The sequence below is a fragment of the Microcystis sp. LE19-195.1E genome, from assembly GCF_027532095.1.
Taxonomy (GTDB): Bacteria; Cyanobacteriota; Cyanobacteriia; order Cyanobacteriales; family Microcystaceae; genus Microcystis; species Microcystis aeruginosa.
In genome coordinates, this window is the sequence record NZ_JAPZSZ010000077.1 from 18,253 (window position 1) to 33,239 (window position 14,987).

15 protein-coding genes and 3 pseudogenes are annotated in these 14,987 nt (G+C 41.2%); 9 read left to right on the forward strand and 9 right to left on the reverse strand.

Translation table 11 applies throughout. From position 1 onward, the window contains the following. The first annotated feature begins 274 nt into the window (after positions 1-274). The 3 genes from gap to ygfZ are packed head-to-tail and all read left to right on the forward strand — an operon-like array spanning position 275 to position 2,740. Complete coding sequence (gap, locus tag O9300_RS04720) at positions 275-1,309, forward strand: type I glyceraldehyde-3-phosphate dehydrogenase (RefSeq protein ID WP_052277988.1); 1,035 nt, start codon at positions 275-277, stop codon at positions 1,307-1,309. Positions 1,310-1,361: 52 nt separating this feature from the next. After that, on the forward strand, positions 1,362-1,730 hold the full coding sequence (locus O9300_RS04725; RefSeq protein WP_008200332.1) for a hypothetical protein: 369 nt from the start codon (positions 1,362-1,364) through the stop codon (positions 1,728-1,730). After that, positions 1,727-2,740, forward strand: coding sequence for a CAF17-like 4Fe-4S cluster assembly/insertion protein YgfZ (gene ygfZ / locus O9300_RS04730; protein WP_002798205.1), 1,014 nt, complete (start codon positions 1,727-1,729; stop codon positions 2,738-2,740). Before O9300_RS04725 ends, ygfZ begins: the two co-directional genes overlap by 4 nt. 339 nt (positions 2,741-3,079) lie before the next feature. Here ygfZ and O9300_RS04735 read toward each other — a convergent pair whose 3' ends face one another. The 6 genes from O9300_RS04735 to O9300_RS04760 all read right to left on the reverse strand — a co-directional run bounded on the left by O9300_RS04735 (position 3,080) and on the right by O9300_RS04760 (position 7,559). Continuing rightward, positions 3,080-4,738, reverse strand: coding sequence for an NAD+ synthase (locus O9300_RS04735; RefSeq protein WP_147069437.1), 1,659 nt, complete (start codon positions 4,736-4,738; stop codon positions 3,080-3,082). Positions 4,739-4,750: 12 nt separating this feature from the next. Continuing rightward, entirely contained in the window at positions 4,751-5,479 is a 729-nt protein-coding gene (locus O9300_RS04740; protein ID WP_287970349.1) for an NUDIX hydrolase, read from the reverse strand. Continuing rightward, positions 5,476-6,042 (reverse strand): nicotinate-nucleotide adenylyltransferase, encoded by a 567-nt coding sequence (locus O9300_RS04745; protein ID WP_072923928.1) that lies wholly within the window; start codon positions 6,040-6,042, stop codon positions 5,476-5,478. Before O9300_RS04745 ends, O9300_RS04740 begins: the two co-directional genes overlap by 4 nt. A gap of 247 nt (positions 6,043-6,289) precedes the next feature. Continuing rightward, positions 6,290-6,880 (reverse strand): RES family NAD+ phosphorylase, encoded by a 591-nt coding sequence (locus O9300_RS04750; protein WP_287970351.1) that lies wholly within the window; start codon positions 6,878-6,880, stop codon positions 6,290-6,292. Next, positions 6,880-7,320, reverse strand: coding sequence for a hypothetical protein (locus tag O9300_RS04755; protein ID WP_147069435.1), 441 nt, complete (start codon positions 7,318-7,320; stop codon positions 6,880-6,882). The genes O9300_RS04750 and O9300_RS04755 overlap by 1 nt, the downstream gene beginning before the upstream one ends. Positions 7,321-7,322: 2 nt before the next feature. After that, positions 7,323-7,559, reverse strand: a complete 237-nt coding sequence (locus O9300_RS04760) for a hypothetical protein (protein WP_147069434.1) — start codon at positions 7,557-7,559, stop codon at positions 7,323-7,325. Positions 7,560-7,849: 290 nt separating this feature from the next. On the opposite strand from O9300_RS04760, the gene O9300_RS04765 reads away from it, so the two are divergent. The 4 genes and pseudogenes from O9300_RS04765 to O9300_RS04780 form a co-directional block, all read left to right on the forward strand. Next, a complete protein-coding gene (locus O9300_RS04765) occupies positions 7,850-7,978 on the forward strand; it encodes a hypothetical protein (RefSeq protein WP_256380715.1) in 129 nt (42 codons plus the stop codon). 515 nt (positions 7,979-8,493) lie between these two features. Beyond that, the gene (locus O9300_RS04770) at positions 8,494-8,913 is read left to right on the forward strand and encodes a hypothetical protein (protein ID WP_409876950.1); all 420 of its coding nucleotides are present in this window, start codon (positions 8,494-8,496) and stop codon (positions 8,911-8,913) included. A 33-nt stretch (positions 8,914-8,946) separates the two neighbouring features. Further along, positions 8,947-9,696, forward strand: a pseudogene (locus O9300_RS04775) (pentapeptide repeat-containing protein); the annotation flags it as partial. A 138-nt stretch (positions 9,697-9,834) separates the two neighbouring features. Then, positions 9,835-11,280 (forward strand): annotated as a pseudogene (locus tag O9300_RS04780) (pentapeptide repeat-containing protein); the annotation flags it as partial. A 90-nt stretch (positions 11,281-11,370) separates the two neighbouring features. On the opposite strand, the gene O9300_RS04785 reads toward O9300_RS04780, so the two are convergent. Next, positions 11,371-11,577, reverse strand: a complete 207-nt coding sequence (locus O9300_RS04785) for a UPF0223 family protein (RefSeq protein ID WP_002740011.1) — start codon at positions 11,575-11,577, stop codon at positions 11,371-11,373. Between the two features lie 230 nt (positions 11,578-11,807). Here O9300_RS04785 and O9300_RS04790 point away from each other — a divergent pair, with 230 nt between their 5' ends. Further along, positions 11,808-12,419: a Uma2 family endonuclease gene (locus O9300_RS04790; protein ID WP_002802920.1), complete on the forward strand. Its 612-nt coding sequence runs from the start codon at positions 11,808-11,810 to the stop codon at positions 12,417-12,419. 117 nt (positions 12,420-12,536) lie between these two features. Here O9300_RS04790 and O9300_RS04795 read toward each other — a convergent pair whose 3' ends face one another. After that, positions 12,537-12,791: a hypothetical protein gene (locus O9300_RS04795; RefSeq protein WP_002750132.1), complete on the reverse strand. Its 255-nt coding sequence runs from the start codon at positions 12,789-12,791 to the stop codon at positions 12,537-12,539. Beyond that, positions 12,788-14,494 carry a potassium channel family protein gene (locus O9300_RS04800; RefSeq protein ID WP_287970353.1) on the reverse strand — a complete coding sequence of 569 codons (1,707 nt, stop codon included), beginning with the start codon at positions 14,492-14,494 and terminating at the stop codon, positions 12,788-12,790. The genes O9300_RS04795 and O9300_RS04800 overlap by 4 nt, the downstream gene beginning before the upstream one ends. Before the next feature lie 150 nt (positions 14,495-14,644). Here O9300_RS04800 and O9300_RS04805 point away from each other — a divergent pair. Beyond that, positions 14,645-14,987 (forward strand): annotated as a pseudogene (locus tag O9300_RS04805) (DUF4351 domain-containing protein); the annotation flags it as partial.

Consider the following 14,987-nt stretch of genomic DNA (forward strand, 5'->3'; position numbering starts at 1 on the left):
TGTCGGCTTTTCCCAAAAGGCTATATAATCACATTCTCGTTGGTCGGCCAAGGCCTAATTAGGTTTTCTCGATGCCGGTGGCGAGGACGACTAGGGTAGCAAATTGATGATTTTTTATCTTGGAAGCACTGAAACTTAAAATCTTTCTATACTTCATCTAGCGATCAACAAAAGCTGATTAGCATATAAGGGATTCTCTACAGGCTAATCAATTCTCGGATTGTTTTTTCTTGATCGTGCCTAAGCTTATCGCAGCTGCAAAGGAGTTTTTTTCATGACAAAAGTAAGAGTCGCCATCAACGGATTCGGTCGTATCGGTCGCCTCGTTTTTAGGGCGGGTATCCAAAATCCTGATTTCGAGTTTGTTGGTATTAATGATCTCGTCCCCCCCGATAATATTGCCTATCTGCTCAAATACGACTCCACCCACGGACGTTTTCAGGGTACGGTAGAAGCAAAAGAAGATGGCATCGTCGTGGATGGTAAGTTTATCCCCTGTTACTCGATTAAAGACCCCGCCCAACTGCCCTGGGGTGCAACCGGGGCCGATTATGTGGTCGAGTCCACCGGTTTATTTACCACCGCGGAAGGGGCAGGAAAACACCTAGAAGCCGGGGCCAAACGGGTGGTTATCTCCGCACCCACCAAAGATCCCGACAAAATTCGTACTATTGTACTAGGTGTTAACGATAATGAGTACGATCCCGCTAAGGATCTGATCGTCTCTAACGCTAGTTGTACCACCAATTGTTTAGCCCCGATCACCAAAGTTATTAACGATAACTTCGGACTAGCGGAAGGATTAATGACCACGGTACACTCGATGACCGCCACTCAACCCACCGTGGATGGTCCATCGAAAAAAGATTGGCGCGGTGGTCGCGGCGCTGGTCAAAATATTATCCCCTCCTCCACGGGAGCAGCCAAAGCAGTAACCCTAGTTATTCCTTCCCTAAAAGGCAAATTAACCGGTATGGCCTTCCGTGTGCCAACTCCCAACGTTTCGGCGGTGGATTTAACCTTTAAAACCGAAAAAGCCACCAGTTACGAGGAAATCTGCGCCGCTATGAAAGCCGCCAGCGAAGGACCGATGAAAGGTATCCTCGGTTATACCGATGAGGAAGTGGTATCGAGTGACTTTATCACCGACCCCCATTCCAGTATCTTTGATGCTAAAGCTGGCATTCAACTTAATGCCAATTTCTTTAAGGTCGTCTCTTGGTACGATAACGAGTGGGGTTACTCCTGCCGGATGTTAGACCTGATGAAAATGATGGCAGCTAAGGAAGCAACCCTAGTAACAGCCTAAATCAGTGATCAGTGATCAGTTTACTGATCACTGATCACTGATAACTGATAAGATGAATCCAAAATTTAAAGATATTACCGCTTGGGAACAGGCACAATTATTAATGCAACCGGCATTTATTCGGGTGCTGGATAATCTGCGTAAACAGTTAGAAAATTCCCTCTGGAAAGGAACTTATACAGAAATTCAAGATCCCTATCCCAGTTATCTGCTCTGTTTGACTTATCTCGATCGCTCCGTTACTGTAAATATTTGGGAACTTTGTTTTCAAGTCTGTTTTCTCGATTATCCCACCGATGAGGGAGAGAGCGTCACCATCGATACCAGTCTCCTCGACCCCACCGGTGAACTAGATTGGCAGAGTTTGGAAACGAAAACCGAGCGCATTATTAACCGATTATTCGCTAATTTACCCCAATGAAAGCAGATTTAGAAACGATCAAGGCAGAGTATGCCGCTAATTTTCTCAAAGATTACAGCAATGATCCCCAAAGTTTAGCATCCCAAACAATTTTAATCGATCGCTCCGATTGGGGTTTATTAGAATTAAAAGGCCAGGACCGACTGCGTTTTCTCCACAATCAAACCAGTAACGCGATTGATCGCCTGAAACCGGGTCAGGGTTGTGAGACAATTTTCCTTAACTCTACCGGTCGTACCCTCGATTTTGTCACAGTTTACGCCGGCGATGATTCCCTCCTCATCCTCGTTTCTCCCCAACGTCGTCAATTTTTACTGGAATTGATCGATCGCTATATTTTCCCCTTCGATAAAGTGGAAATTAGCGACTTAACCGATAATTTTGCCATTTTTACCCTAATCGGTACTGAAAGCGGGCAATACCTGCAAAAAATCGCCATTCCAGAGCAGATTTTAACGGGGGTGCAGCATAGTCATTATCTCCTTTCTGAACCCGCCCTGAGACTGGCCGTCGGTACCGGCTTAGACCTACCCGGATATACTTTAATCGTTGCCGCCGCCGAAGCCGGTCCCCTCTGGGAAAATTTAATAAAAAATGGCGTTACTCCCGCAGATGAGCAGGTGTGGGAATACCTGAGAATCCATCAGGGCCGACCGGCAGTCGATCGAGAATTAACCGAAGACTATAACCCTTTAGAGGCCGGTTTATGGCGAGCGATCGTTTTTGATAAGGGCTGTTATATTGGTCAAGAAACTATCGCCCGTCTCAACACCTATAAAGGCGTAAAACAAAGACTTTGGGGCATAAAACTCAGCCAACCCGTCCCCAGCAATACCCCGATTATTTTAGAAGCGCAAAAAGTCGGTTTACTCACCAGTGTGCTGGAGGATTTTGGCTTGGGTTATGTGAAAACAAAAGCGGGAGGAGAGGGTTTGAAAGTACAAATCGGCGAGGCAACAGGAGAATTAATCCCTTTACCCTTCCTCTCTCACGAATACCCCTTTCAGTGAACAGTAAACAGTAATCAGTGAACAGTAATCAGTGACCAATCACTAATCAATGATAACTGATAACTCACATCTTATAAGTAGTTGTGCAAAATTAATTTATTGGTTAGGATAGGCAAAAGGCAGGAGGCAAAAGGCAAAAGCTTTATCGAAATGTTTAATTAATTTTGCTTAGATACTTAACTAATAACTAATAACTAATAACTAATAACTGATAACTGATAACTGATAACTGATAACTGATAACTGATAACTGATAACTGATAACTGATAACTGATAACTGATAACTGATAACTGATAACTGATAACTGATAACTGATAACTGATAACTGAAAAACCCCCTAACCCCAGCGACTAGCGATGGGCATTCGCCAACCAGTGCCAAAAGCGCGATCGCTAATTTTTAGACCAGGAGGGGCTTGTTTGCGCTTAAATTCGGCATTTTTAACTAATTTAATCACTTTCTGCACAATTTCAGGCTCAAAGCCGGCGGCGATAATTTGTTCGGCGGATTGATGGCGATCGATTAATAGTGCTAAAATAGCATCTAAAATCTCGTAGGGAGGTAAAGAATCTTGATCCTTCTGATTGGGTTTTAATTCAGCACTAGGAGCTTTATTAATCACATTAAGGGGAATAATTTCCCCGTGCCGATTTAACCAGCGACAGAGGGAATAAACCCTGGTTTTCGGCACATCAGCAATCACTGCTAAACCACCATTCATATCACCGTAAAGGGTGCAATATCCCACCGCCATTTCTGATTTATTGCCAGTGGATAATAGTAAATGACCGAATTTATTAGAGAGAGCCATTAATAAATTACCGCGAATGCGTGACTGAAGATTTTCTTCGGCAATACCAAAATCAGTCCCAGCGAAAAGACCATCTAAAAGTTGATCATAAGCGGTCATAATTTCTTGAATTGCTAACTTCTCACTTTTGATACCTAAATTATTAACTAAAGCCACTGCATCGCTAATGGAATGGTCGGAACTATAGGGAGAAGGCATCATCACAGCGAGAACATTTTCTTTACCTAATGCGTCGCTGGCAATAGCGGCAACTAAACTGGAATCAATGCCACCACTCAAGCCGAAAATTACCCGTTTAAAACCGCATTTCTGCACATAATCTCGCACTCCTAAGACTAAGGCTCGATAAATTTCCTCATCTTCATTGACAGGTAAAGGATGAATAACTGCGGGTAACAAATCTTGATTAAACTCGATTAATTCTAGGCTAGAAGTAAATGCTTGGGCGCGATAAATCACTTCTCCTTGTCTGTTAAAAGCCACGCTGTCACCATCAAAAATTAAATCATCATTACCTCCCACTTGATTGACATAAACTATAGGTAAATTATATCTAGTGGCACTATGGGATAATAAAGATTCTCGCAATTTTTGCTTACCGACACTGTAGGGAGAAGCGGAAAGATTAACGATTAAATCCACTCCTAAATTAGCTAAATCGGCGATGGGATTAACCGCGTATTGACGCTGACCCCAAAATTGTTCATCATTCCAAACATCTTCACAGATAGTTACACCGATTTTTACATTATTTTCTGTTAGTTGAAAATATTGACTTTCTTTCCCAGAAGCAAAGTAACGATCCTCATCAAAAACATCGTAGGTAGGCAATAAACGTTTAGTAAAAATTTGTTTGATTTCTTGACTTTTTAACAAAGCTATGCTATTAAATAACGGCTTTTCTCCTCTGACCGTTGCCGAGGGATTTTTTTCGACAAAACCGACTAAGACGGCTAATTTTTCTGGTAATTGTTGGGACAATAATTGCAATTGTCGAGACATTTTCTCGACAAAACCCAGATTTAATAACAAGTCTCTGGGAGGATAACCACAGAGGGATAATTCCGGGGTTAAAAGTAATTCTGCTCCCTGATTAAATGCTGTTTGAGCGGCCTCTAAAATTCTTTGGGCATTTCCTTCGATATCTCCAACAATGGGATTTAATTGAGCGATAGCAATTCTCATATTTTTTCCTATTTAAACAAAAACTAACGGTTGCTCTTTAAAGGGAGCAAAAGCTTTTTCATCAAAGCGATACAAACTAGCCGGACGACCGGCACCACGAGAGACTTTTAAACCCATATCCTTGAGAAATCCTAATTTCAATAGCCGATTTCTGAAGTTAGAATAATCACTAAAATTTTTACCTAAAATTGTCTCATAAAATTGATAAAGATCATTTAAAGTAAATAATTCTGGTAAAACCTCAAAAGCGACGGGACTATATTCTACTTTATTGCGTAATCTTCGCCAGCCATATTCCAAAATTTGACCGTGATTAAAGGCTAAATCTGGCACTTTATCAATCATATACCAAGTGATATTATGATCCTGTTCAGTGATTAATTTTGCTTCTTCAAACCGCACTAAAGCGAAGTAACTCACCGATAGATAACGTTTCCCAAAACTCGCGGCCGCTGCTGGGGTATCTCCCTCTGGACCGCCAAAAGTATATAACTGTTCCAGATAGAGATTATTGACGCTAATTTTCTCGGCTAAAATTCGATAGGCTGCCGTTTCCAGTGATTCCCCATTTCTCACTAAAGTCCCGGGTAAACTCCAGTAATTACTAAAGGGTTCTTCCCGTCTTTTAATCAGAAGCACTAGCAGCCGATTTAATTGGGTATCAACGGAAAAGATCACGTTATCAACTCCCACTTTAAAATCAGCTAGAGATTTATTAGCTAGGGTCTTTTGCGGTTTCATGCGTAAAGTTTTTGACCTTCGATATAATCTTTAATCGGTGCGGGAACAGCCTGTTTATCGCCTTTTTCTCGATAATCTGTTGAGGATACAGCCGGAGCAAAGACATCGGCAATCAGACAATCACCCCCTAATGTTTGCAGTTGTTCAATATCATCTTGATTAATAGGATAGCCTGGACGAGGAATCACGAGAATTTTGACTTTTTCTAGTAATTCTCGGCTACGATACCAGTGCCTAATTTGTCCAGCTAAATCAGAACCGATGACTAGGGTATATTCCTCCTGTTCTCCCCAAATTGCTTGCGCTTTTTCCACACTAATTAAGCTACGTCGATCGCTTAATTCTCGTCGCAGTTGTATATTATCCCTTGGGGGTTGAATATCCCGGATGAGCAAATTTAACATCCTCAGACGATGTTCGAGACTGGTTTGATGATTTTTAAAGGGATTATCGGCGGCCCAAACTGCAACAATATCGTACTGTTCCGATAACCATTTTAGTATGGCTTGATGACCGGCAGTAGGAGGATCGGCACTGGTTCCAAAAAGGGCAATTTTAAGCATAGGATTCAATTGCTTGCTCACTGAGGGATTAGTTTAACTCTGCTCAAGCTTGGCAAAGATTAACTTCTCCCCATTATAGTTGATTTTACCAAAATAGGGCAAGAGGATCAGTGATCAGTAATCAGTGATCAGTAATCAGTGATCAGTGAAGTTTTGCGACGAGTGGGCTGCTATTAACTTAACAGAAAATTCCCTAACACTTGGCCGTTCTGAATAGGGGAGATTGCGTCTAATTGCAAAAATATACTTATTCTTGAATAAGAGCATAATCATAATGCTCCAAAATTTCACCTAAACAGGATGAATTATCATCGTATAAATTACCTAAGTTGTCTTCTTGCAAATGGTTTCTAACCCGATCAAAAAGCCCAACGGAATAGACACTATCATCATGACGAGAACGGTATCTAATCCCATCTACTCCTTGGGGATGTTCCCAAATTGCCTGCCCCCAAGTCCGACAATATTCATAATCACCAGAAGAAATGCGGGCATCTATTCCTATGCGAACAAGGGCCGGCCCCGTTAAGTCGGCCAACAGTAAAGCGCGATCGCTTCTAATTCTAAAAAGATTTCTATTTCTTAGGGCTGTAACGGTTACGGCTCCGTCAAATGTTCGGCCAAAACATTCAATAAAGGTACTGTACTCATCACCCACATAGAGAAGCCCATAGCCCTGATTTGGCCCATCGAAACGACCGCTACCACTGCGGTCAAAATGAAGACTAGAAAGGTGTCCGGTTTTATTTAATCTTAGCCAGGGGCCTGGGGTTTCAATGACGGGCAATTGACGCTGACTAAAATCGTCTGGTGGGAGGGGAAAAGGAGGCAAACCCATTACGCCGCGCTATGACTCCCGTAGCACTTAGCGGCCCAAACCACTGGCTCGATTTCTCCCTTTTGGAGTTTTTCTAGCGGGGTTGCTCCCTCTAAACGAATATCACCCGTAAGCAGAAAGAGCATTTGTGTCCAAGCACCGTCTTCTTTTAAAACGGCTAACACTTGGTCTAAACCTGACAAAACTTTGCCATCAACAAATTGCCAAGCGGGATAAACCAATTCCTCGTTGACAGATAAACCTAAGACCCGATGATTGAGCCTCATAGTTTCTAATTCCAAAGAACTAGAGGCTAAAACACTACAAACCTCAGCGCTGGTTAAGGTTCCGCCTTGCTTGGATAGGAACCGTTTCTTCGCTTCTTCGCCTCGTTTAATGGCAGCCTCCAACGCAGGGGCCAAAGCTAAAGGAGATTGTGCTTTTTGTATGGATTCTAACATTTTTAAGCAACCCTACCACCGTCAACAAGACCTGTATAAAACAAATATAAGTCTCCCTTCAAATGTTTAGTATCTTGTATCAGCTTACTTTTGTCGTCTGAATACCCAATAACCTTACCTTTCTCTGGCCAGCCATATTTGTCGCACCCAGTGATCTCTAAGACCACCCATTGATCGGGGTAATCGGATGAGACATCGGCTATACTCAAATCTTCTGTTTTGTGGCTAAGTGCTTTCATGGCTAAGGTGGCAGTTGATTTGATCAGGATCTTTGTTTTTGCCTAGCAGTGTTTCGCTCATCGTGTCATGAATCCTTAACATTTTAGCTTTACTCAATCTACCCTCATGGGCTAAGATGCGGGGATGATAATGATGAGTAAAGAGCCAGCACCCGCGAGGATACTGGCCCTCTCCTAGCTTCGCATCATCGGGATTAACCCTCTCAATTAGCCCACCAGGAGACTTAAAAACCTTAGTGTGGACTTAAGAAGCCAGGAGGTCAATCAATATGAAGAACTTACTCACTGTCATGCTCCTAAGCTCCCTTGCTTACGGCGTAGCTGTCGGGAAGATTCATCCCTATGACTACGTTTTTATCTACACCATCAACGAACTAGCAAAACGTCAGGGTGGAGATAATCAAGACGGGAAGCGATAGGTAGAGCCAAGAACGTTTACCTAATTCAAGCTGGGCAGTGCGGCAACACTCGACCAGCTTTTTTGTACTGTTTTTTACTATCGCTCTATCTTCCTTAATTGTATCCATAATATAATCACTTACTGTAAGAATCTCAACCAACAATTATTGCAAAGTTAAACCAACAATTATTGGAGTTAAACCAACAATTGTTGCTATCATTAAACAATAATTGTTGGTACTCCATTTCAAAATATGCTAACTAGCCCATCAATATATGATGCCCAAAAGCTGGCAAGAAACTGTGGTTTGGATATTTCCAAGCACTGTAAGAATCTCAACCAACAAATATTGCAAAGTTAAACCAACAATTGTTGCTATCATTAAACAATAATTGTTGGTACTCCATTTCAAAATATGCGAACTAGCTCGAAAATACAGCCATGAAGACGCTCTCGTCAATGCCCCAAAACCTATCCGAAATGCCCCAAAACCTATCCGATGCCGAAAGGCAGGCAAGAAACTGTAATACAGCCATGAAGACGCTCTCGTCAACTCCCCCATCACTATGCGATGCCCAAAATCTGGCAAGAGACTGTGGTTTGGATATAGCCAAGCTACAAGCTTTGTTGGCAGAAATCGAATTCCTATCTGCAAAATACAAAATTATTTTCTATCTGGCGGCTACAGGTCTTTTTTGTGCGGATGATTTGGCTGAAATGTTCAATCATAGCCAAAAAAATCTAAACGCGGATTTCAACAAAAATCTAGGATCCTATCTTAAACTTTACCTTGATTTAGATGAAAGTGAGCGTGTGGGAATTACTTCTCTAAGAAGAATTCTTTTCAAGAAAGGTTATTGCGTCATTAACGATATTTTGACAAGCAGATACGTAGAGAATTCGGAATTAGAACGATCTGCCTCAGACAAAATTAGTACAGAATCAGACCACTGAAAACTAGCGCATTTTTGAGGAGATTAATTTCAAATGAAAACTGAAAACTTATTGGACGTAACAAAATTGGCCAGTCCCCATCTTGACACAAGTGATGTATTGGTATTGTTAGCTCAACTAAAAAATGAACAGGATAGAGATCGCCGGGCGGGGATTATCAGAAAAATAGGACAATACTATCCTGAATCTCAAGCAACTCAAATCTCTGAGCTTCAAGTAATAAAAACGCTTTTAAATTTGGGCAATTATGTAGATTCTGACGATTTTTTTAAATACGAAATTAAGCTTAGTTTGCATAAAATTTCGTACAAAATTGCTGCTCACTCTGATGTAGATATTGACTTTTTTCTCAAAAATCTAGCAATATTTCAATCCCAAGAAAATACTTCTCAAGCTCCGAAAGTCTTAATTGATGCTGATCTAATCGAAGAGTTTTTATTACGAAATCAGACGACTCTTAACAGGGAAGCTACTAGGGTTATGGGACTTGTTTTAGAGGGAAAAATTAATCCTTACATTGGGGAAATGGGATTAATCAAAATTTGGTATAATATCAAAAATCTGAAATCTCAAGAATATGCAAATCGTTTGATCATTGAACTTCTGAGTAAGATTAACGTCGGTCAAGTTGACTTGAAAGAAATTGACCTAGAAAAATATCCCAACGTTGATTTAAAAACGGCAATTCAAGTTGAGATTGCCAGAAAGTATAGCCTAGCAGGTATTATCACCATCGCAGATCGAGAATTCATTGCCAGTGGGTATCCTTTTGTGGGTTCTCCTGCCTTATTCTGGCTCTTCTCTACTTTGTGTGATAAGCACTGATTATCATTCGTAGGAGTCTTGCTAGGCAAGGCTTTGAAGACTATATTTCTATAAAATTATCCCTATTCTTCTTCCCTCCACACAGAAACCAGAAGAGCCTTATTCTTACAGTTTTTAGGGAAAGATACCTCGCCAGCTTCTATCGAAAGAACTCTCAAAAATCTCGGTAAAGCTGCCATGGAAAATGAAAAAGTAAAACTCAATCAGCTTTTAGAAAACGAGCCTCAAAAAAACTTATTCTTTGAGGATAATCTTTTGCTTTTTCAAGGCTGGAAAATTGAGAACTTTGAAATTCTCTGTGCCAATAACAATTTAACTGCTGCGACAGTTATCCTATGTAATACAAAAACCCAAGAGCGTTACACTGAATCGGCCTTTAAAAAAGGTTCAGTAGATGCACTTTTTACTGCTTTTAATGAGGCTCTAGCTCATTTAGTTGAAATTAAACATGACCTTAAATCTATCTATGTGGCCAACTTAAAAGCAGGTCAACAAGGAGACGTAACTGTCAAGGTGGTGGTTGAGTATGATGGGAAAGAAGTGATTACCATCCACACCCATGAAAATATTCTCAAGGCTTATTTTTTCGCCTACGTCAAAGCGATGATTGCCGTTTATGCACCCGATGAATATCACCCCGATATTCATAGCACAAAAGAATTGACATATTTGCACAAAATTGGCGAACGAGATTTTCGGGGACTGAATTTCAGCCAAGTCAATTTAATGGATACCCCAGGCAATCTTTCCGATGCAAAATTGATGGGATGTAACTTCAGTCAGGCTAATCTTTCGATGGTTAATTTAACTAATGCTGATTTAACAGGAGCCGATTTAAGTCATGCCAATTTGAGCAAAGCTGATTTAACAGGAGCCGATTTAAGTCATGCCAATTTGAGTAAAGCTAATCTAACGGGAGCTAACTTGACCGATGTTAAATTAGATGAAAATAATCTAACCATCCTTGATGGCACAATTTTGACTAACACAATTATGCCTGAAATTAACATTGAAATTAGCGGCGAATCCCGTTTAGAAAAGGTTGGTCAACTACTCAAACACATTGATCCTAAAAGTCAATCTCGAATCTTGGCTGTTCACTCCATGACAGATTCCATCTGGTGGGATAATCCCCTTGGTCAAAAATTCTGGGAAGTTAACAAAGAACTAATCGAAAGGAAGATTTCTATTCAACGAGTCTTTATTCTTCCTGAAGCTCCGACTCCAAAGCATTTACAAGTGATTCAGGAACAACTTAACTCTGGCATAGAAGTTGCTTGTATTTGTCAGGAAAAAGCCAAAGATATTGAAGGCTATCGTTGGGATGATACCAACCTATTGATTAGCGAAAACTTATCTGTTCCCAGAAATTCTTTTACAGCGAGAAGAATTATGAATGGTCAAACAGAAACACATTATATTTCCTATCAAACAAGAGTTGTCGAGACAGATAAAAGTATCTTTAATGATCTATGGGAAAAATCCGAAAAACTCTCTACTCAAGCTAATATTCAGGAACAATTAGCAAACCTGAATACCTGACCCCGAACTTTATTGTTTCATTAATTGTTTTATTAACTGATGCTCACAATGCGATCGCTCTTTCTATTCTGTTTGGATAAAAAGCGATCGCTAAAAAGAAATTTCTCGGTCGTTTGTCACACAATCCTGAAGATATAAATCAATTAGTTCCTGATAAGAAATTCCTTTTTCTTTTGCTTTTTTTTCAAAGAAATCAATGACATCAATCCTTAAAGGTAAAGTGACCTGCCGCTTGAGTTGTTGAGCAAAAGGATTAGGACGACTTTTCATATTAGCGAGATCATACTCTGATTTCATAAACAATAACCTCGATGAGGACAGTATAGTATTTTGGTTAAATTTAACGACTCAATTATAATACATACAATCAAATTAACGATAGTTCGCTCTTAAAAAATTTTTCTCTCTCACCTCAGAAAAACTGCGATCGCCGTTCTAATTCTATTTTGATAAAAAGCGATCGCTTCCCCACAATCCCTAAAAAATAACCATAAAATTAATTAATAGAATATCGGAGAAAGACAAACATGATTATCGCTCAAGAAAAACCAACTATTGCGACAGTCACCAAAACCCCTGTCACTTTGGAAGCATATCGGGCGATCGCTGAAACTTCTCAGGAACGTTATGAATATTGCCATGGAGAAATGATTCTTATGCCTGGAGGAACCGCAACCCACAGCGCAATCGCGATCAATATCTCGGTTTTTTTGGGATTTTTATTGAGAGATAGGGATTTTCGTCTCTATAACAGCGATCTGCGGGTGTGGATTCCTGAATATCATTGTGGAACCTATACCGATCTCATGGTTGTTAACCATGAACCGGAATTTAACGGCGATCGCAAAGACGAAATTCTTAATCCTTTATTTATTGTAGAGGTGCTTTCCCCCGCCACGGAAGCATATGATCGAGGTGATAAATTTAGAAAATATCGTTCCCTGCCAAGTTTTTGTGAATATCTGCTCGTTAGCCAAACTGAACCCTACATTGAGCAATATTTTAGACTCGCACAGAGCGATCGCTGGCAACTACAAACCTACGATCAACTTAGTCAAATAATCCCTCTGGAGAGTTTAAACGTTGAACTTCCCTTGCTAGAAATTTATCGTCGTGTTAGTTTTGCCGCAGCCTCATAAATCGCTTAATCCGATTAATAACCTTTCTATTTTGTTTGCATAAAAAGCGATCGCCCCACAGTTTAAACTCAAAAAACCGCCATCGACAAAGAAGCGGTGAGAAGTAGTTCATTAGAACTATTCAGGATAGTTAGGCAGAGAATGATATTGAAAAATGCCAAATATACTGCCGACACTGCCGACACTGAGAATACTGCCGACACTGCCAATACTGAGAATACTGCCGACACTGCCAATACTGAGCATACTGCCGATACTAACCAGACTTAAAATGCTGCTGGCACTAGCGAGACTTAAAATACTGCCGGCACTGCCTAAACTCAAGATACAGCGATAACTAGCTTTGCTCAGATAATTAAGACCGGAAATCATGTTAAATCGCGGAAAGATTGGGGAATAGTTAGGGAAGTATTTTGCCAAACCTGTTGTAAACGCATAGCCGGCATAGTTAGATAAAGAATATCACCTTGATCGAGAGTGATTTCCAGTAATTGCCAACCGTGGATAGTTTGACCCTGTTTTTCTAGGTAAAGTGGCACAAAATCGGCATTCATCGCCGCTTCCTTGATAATTTGCCCCATAAAAGGATGATTAGGTGTGATTAATGTAGCCAAAGCAACCCAGAGGAGATCATCGGTCATGCCATTACCGAGAATTCTACCGCCCAAAGCGGCCGCAGCGAAGGAATAGGTAGCTAGATCCCGGGGACATAATACCGTATCAAAATCAAAAACCTCTTGAATCGATCGCCCGAATTGTTCCTGAGAGCAGCGTAAAACTAGATTAATTTTAGGAGCGATCGCTTTAGCAGTGAGGGCAATCTCCACATTAATCATATCCTCGTAAGTAACCACGATCAAAGATTCGGCGTTGTTAATATTAGCCGTTTCTAGGGTAGCCACTAGACGCGCATCCTCGATGATAACGGGGATTCCCCAGGAGCGCACGGAATGCAAAAATCGATTATTGGGGTCCGATTCAATCACCACCACTTCACAGCCTTGGTCGTGCAATTGTCGCACGATCCGGGTGCCGATACCTCCTAAACCACAGATAATGTGATGATTGCGGACGGGAATGCGGGTAGCATCCCAAAACTGCTTAAAGCGACTACCGAGAATAAAATCGTTGAGGAGAGCATAACAGATACCGATAACCCCCGCACCGACAATCATCATGACCACGGTAAAAATTTTGATACTATCGGGGGTAGATTCGGCCACTTTTTCGTTACCTCCGGCGCCGGTAATCATCCCGACGGAAAAATAAAGGGAATCGACAAGGGAAATTTTTTGATTAACGCTGAGATAGGTAATGGTAGCAAGGGAAATCATCCCCAGGAGAGAAAGGGTGACAATAATTACCGGTTGGACATAGTGCTGATAGGGACGAAGATTGAGCAGATTTCTCAGCCACTTTTGCAGTTTAAAACGCTGTTTTGCCTTAATTGTCGGTTTATTGCCGATAATCAGATGATCGCCAGTTTGGAGTTTTTTGCCCGAAAGAACTGCGGAAACCAGATCGATTTCGTCGTGAGCGGGGAGATAATAGATTAACATCCGGGCCGGATCGTCCCAAAGCTCGTAGAGGGGTAATCCCCACCAAGGATGATTTTCCTCAATAATTATCTCTTGAATTGGCCAAAGGCGATCGAATAGCTGTAATTGACCGATAGCTTTATTACCAAGGGCAGCAAAGGAAAAGATCGGAGCCGCTAGGGAAGCAACGCTCATGCTAACGTGAGCAGGGAGGGTTTGATCGAGTCTTTCTCCTAAAGTTTCGTTAAATAGTCGGTTAACTATCCGAATTTTCGGGTTAATTATCCTGGCGCGGGTGAGAATTTCCAGATTGAGTGCGTCGTTATCGATGGCCAAAACTAGGGTTTCTGCATCCGGAAGGCCAGCTTGCAGGAGAGTTTTAGGAGAGCAGGGATCGCCGATAATAATATCAGACTGGTATTCGCAGAGCATTTGGCGATCGCTAATCGCTACTACTGCCGCAGATTGTTGTTTGAGTAAACAAAAGATTTTATAACCCGTGCGACCTAATCCACAGACGATGATTTGCGGTTTCATTCGTCGAGCGCGTTTTTTGCTGATTAACCTTTCAGTTATAGCGCAAAAACTAGGAAAAATCTGTAACTAAAGCTGCAATGCTGCTAATTTTTCCAATCAGGCTTTTAAAATGATAAAATAACCCTGATCATCGATTGAATCACTTCAGCCTTGACTCGCTTTCTTTGGGACAAATTTAGTAAAGATTACCTCGAAACTTTTCTTGCTTCTTCCGGTGACGTGAAAACCAGCCTTGATGTGACGGCAGAAACTCAAGAAATCGATGTGTATTTTCGACCGACTTCCCCCAAAATACCGCCCGAATTAGGCTTATTGGGCAAATTAGCTCAAACCCCTTGTCTATTGGAACCCTATCGCAATCCTGTCACGATTGAGGGAATTCTCGCTTGTTTATCTAAACTGTTGACTGTGCGGGAACAATTACAAAGAGAAGCTCACCGTCATCAACAACCCTTATTAGCAGAAAATATTCCTAGACTATGGATACTAACTC

Bases quoted from the DNA above. Each gene is read 5' to 3' on its own strand.
- gap (WP_052277988.1), top strand. From the start codon at position 275: ATGACAAAAGTAAGAGTCGCCATCAACGGATTCGGTCGTATCGGTCGC.
- O9300_RS04725 (WP_008200332.1), top strand. From the start codon at position 1,362: ATGAATCCAAAATTTAAAGATATTACCGCTTGGGAACAGGCACAATTA.
- ygfZ (WP_002798205.1), top strand. From the start codon at position 1,727: ATGAAAGCAGATTTAGAAACGATCAAGGCAGAGTATGCCGCTAATTTT.
- O9300_RS04735 (WP_147069437.1), bottom strand. From the start codon at position 4,738: ATGAGAATTGCTATCGCTCAATTAAATCCCATTGTTGGAGATATCGAA.
- O9300_RS04740 (WP_287970349.1), bottom strand. From the start codon at position 5,479: ATGAAACCGCAAAAGACCCTAGCTAATAAATCTCTAGCTGATTTTAAA.
- O9300_RS04745 (WP_072923928.1), bottom strand. From the start codon at position 6,042: ATGCTTAAAATTGCCCTTTTTGGAACCAGTGCCGATCCTCCTACTGCC.
- O9300_RS04750 (WP_287970351.1), bottom strand. From the start codon at position 6,880: ATGGGTTTGCCTCCTTTTCCCCTCCCACCAGACGATTTTAGTCAGCGT.
- O9300_RS04755 (WP_147069435.1), bottom strand. From the start codon at position 7,320: ATGTTAGAATCCATACAAAAAGCACAATCTCCTTTAGCTTTGGCCCCT.
- O9300_RS04760 (WP_147069434.1), bottom strand. From the start codon at position 7,559: ATGAAAGCACTTAGCCACAAAACAGAAGATTTGAGTATAGCCGATGTC.
- O9300_RS04765 (WP_256380715.1), top strand. From the start codon at position 7,850: ATGCTCCTAAGCTCCCTTGCTTACGGCGTAGCTGTCGGGAAGATTCAT.
- O9300_RS04770 (WP_409876950.1), top strand. From the start codon at position 8,494: ATGAAGACGCTCTCGTCAACTCCCCCATCACTATGCGATGCCCAAAAT.
- O9300_RS04785 (WP_002740011.1), bottom strand. From the start codon at position 11,577: ATGAAATCAGAGTATGATCTCGCTAATATGAAAAGTCGTCCTAATCCT.
- O9300_RS04790 (WP_002802920.1), top strand. From the start codon at position 11,808: ATGATTATCGCTCAAGAAAAACCAACTATTGCGACAGTCACCAAAACC.
- O9300_RS04795 (WP_002750132.1), bottom strand. From the start codon at position 12,791: ATGATTTCCGGTCTTAATTATCTGAGCAAAGCTAGTTATCGCTGTATC.
- O9300_RS04800 (WP_287970353.1), bottom strand. From the start codon at position 14,494: ATGAAACCGCAAATCATCGTCTGTGGATTAGGTCGCACGGGTTATAAA.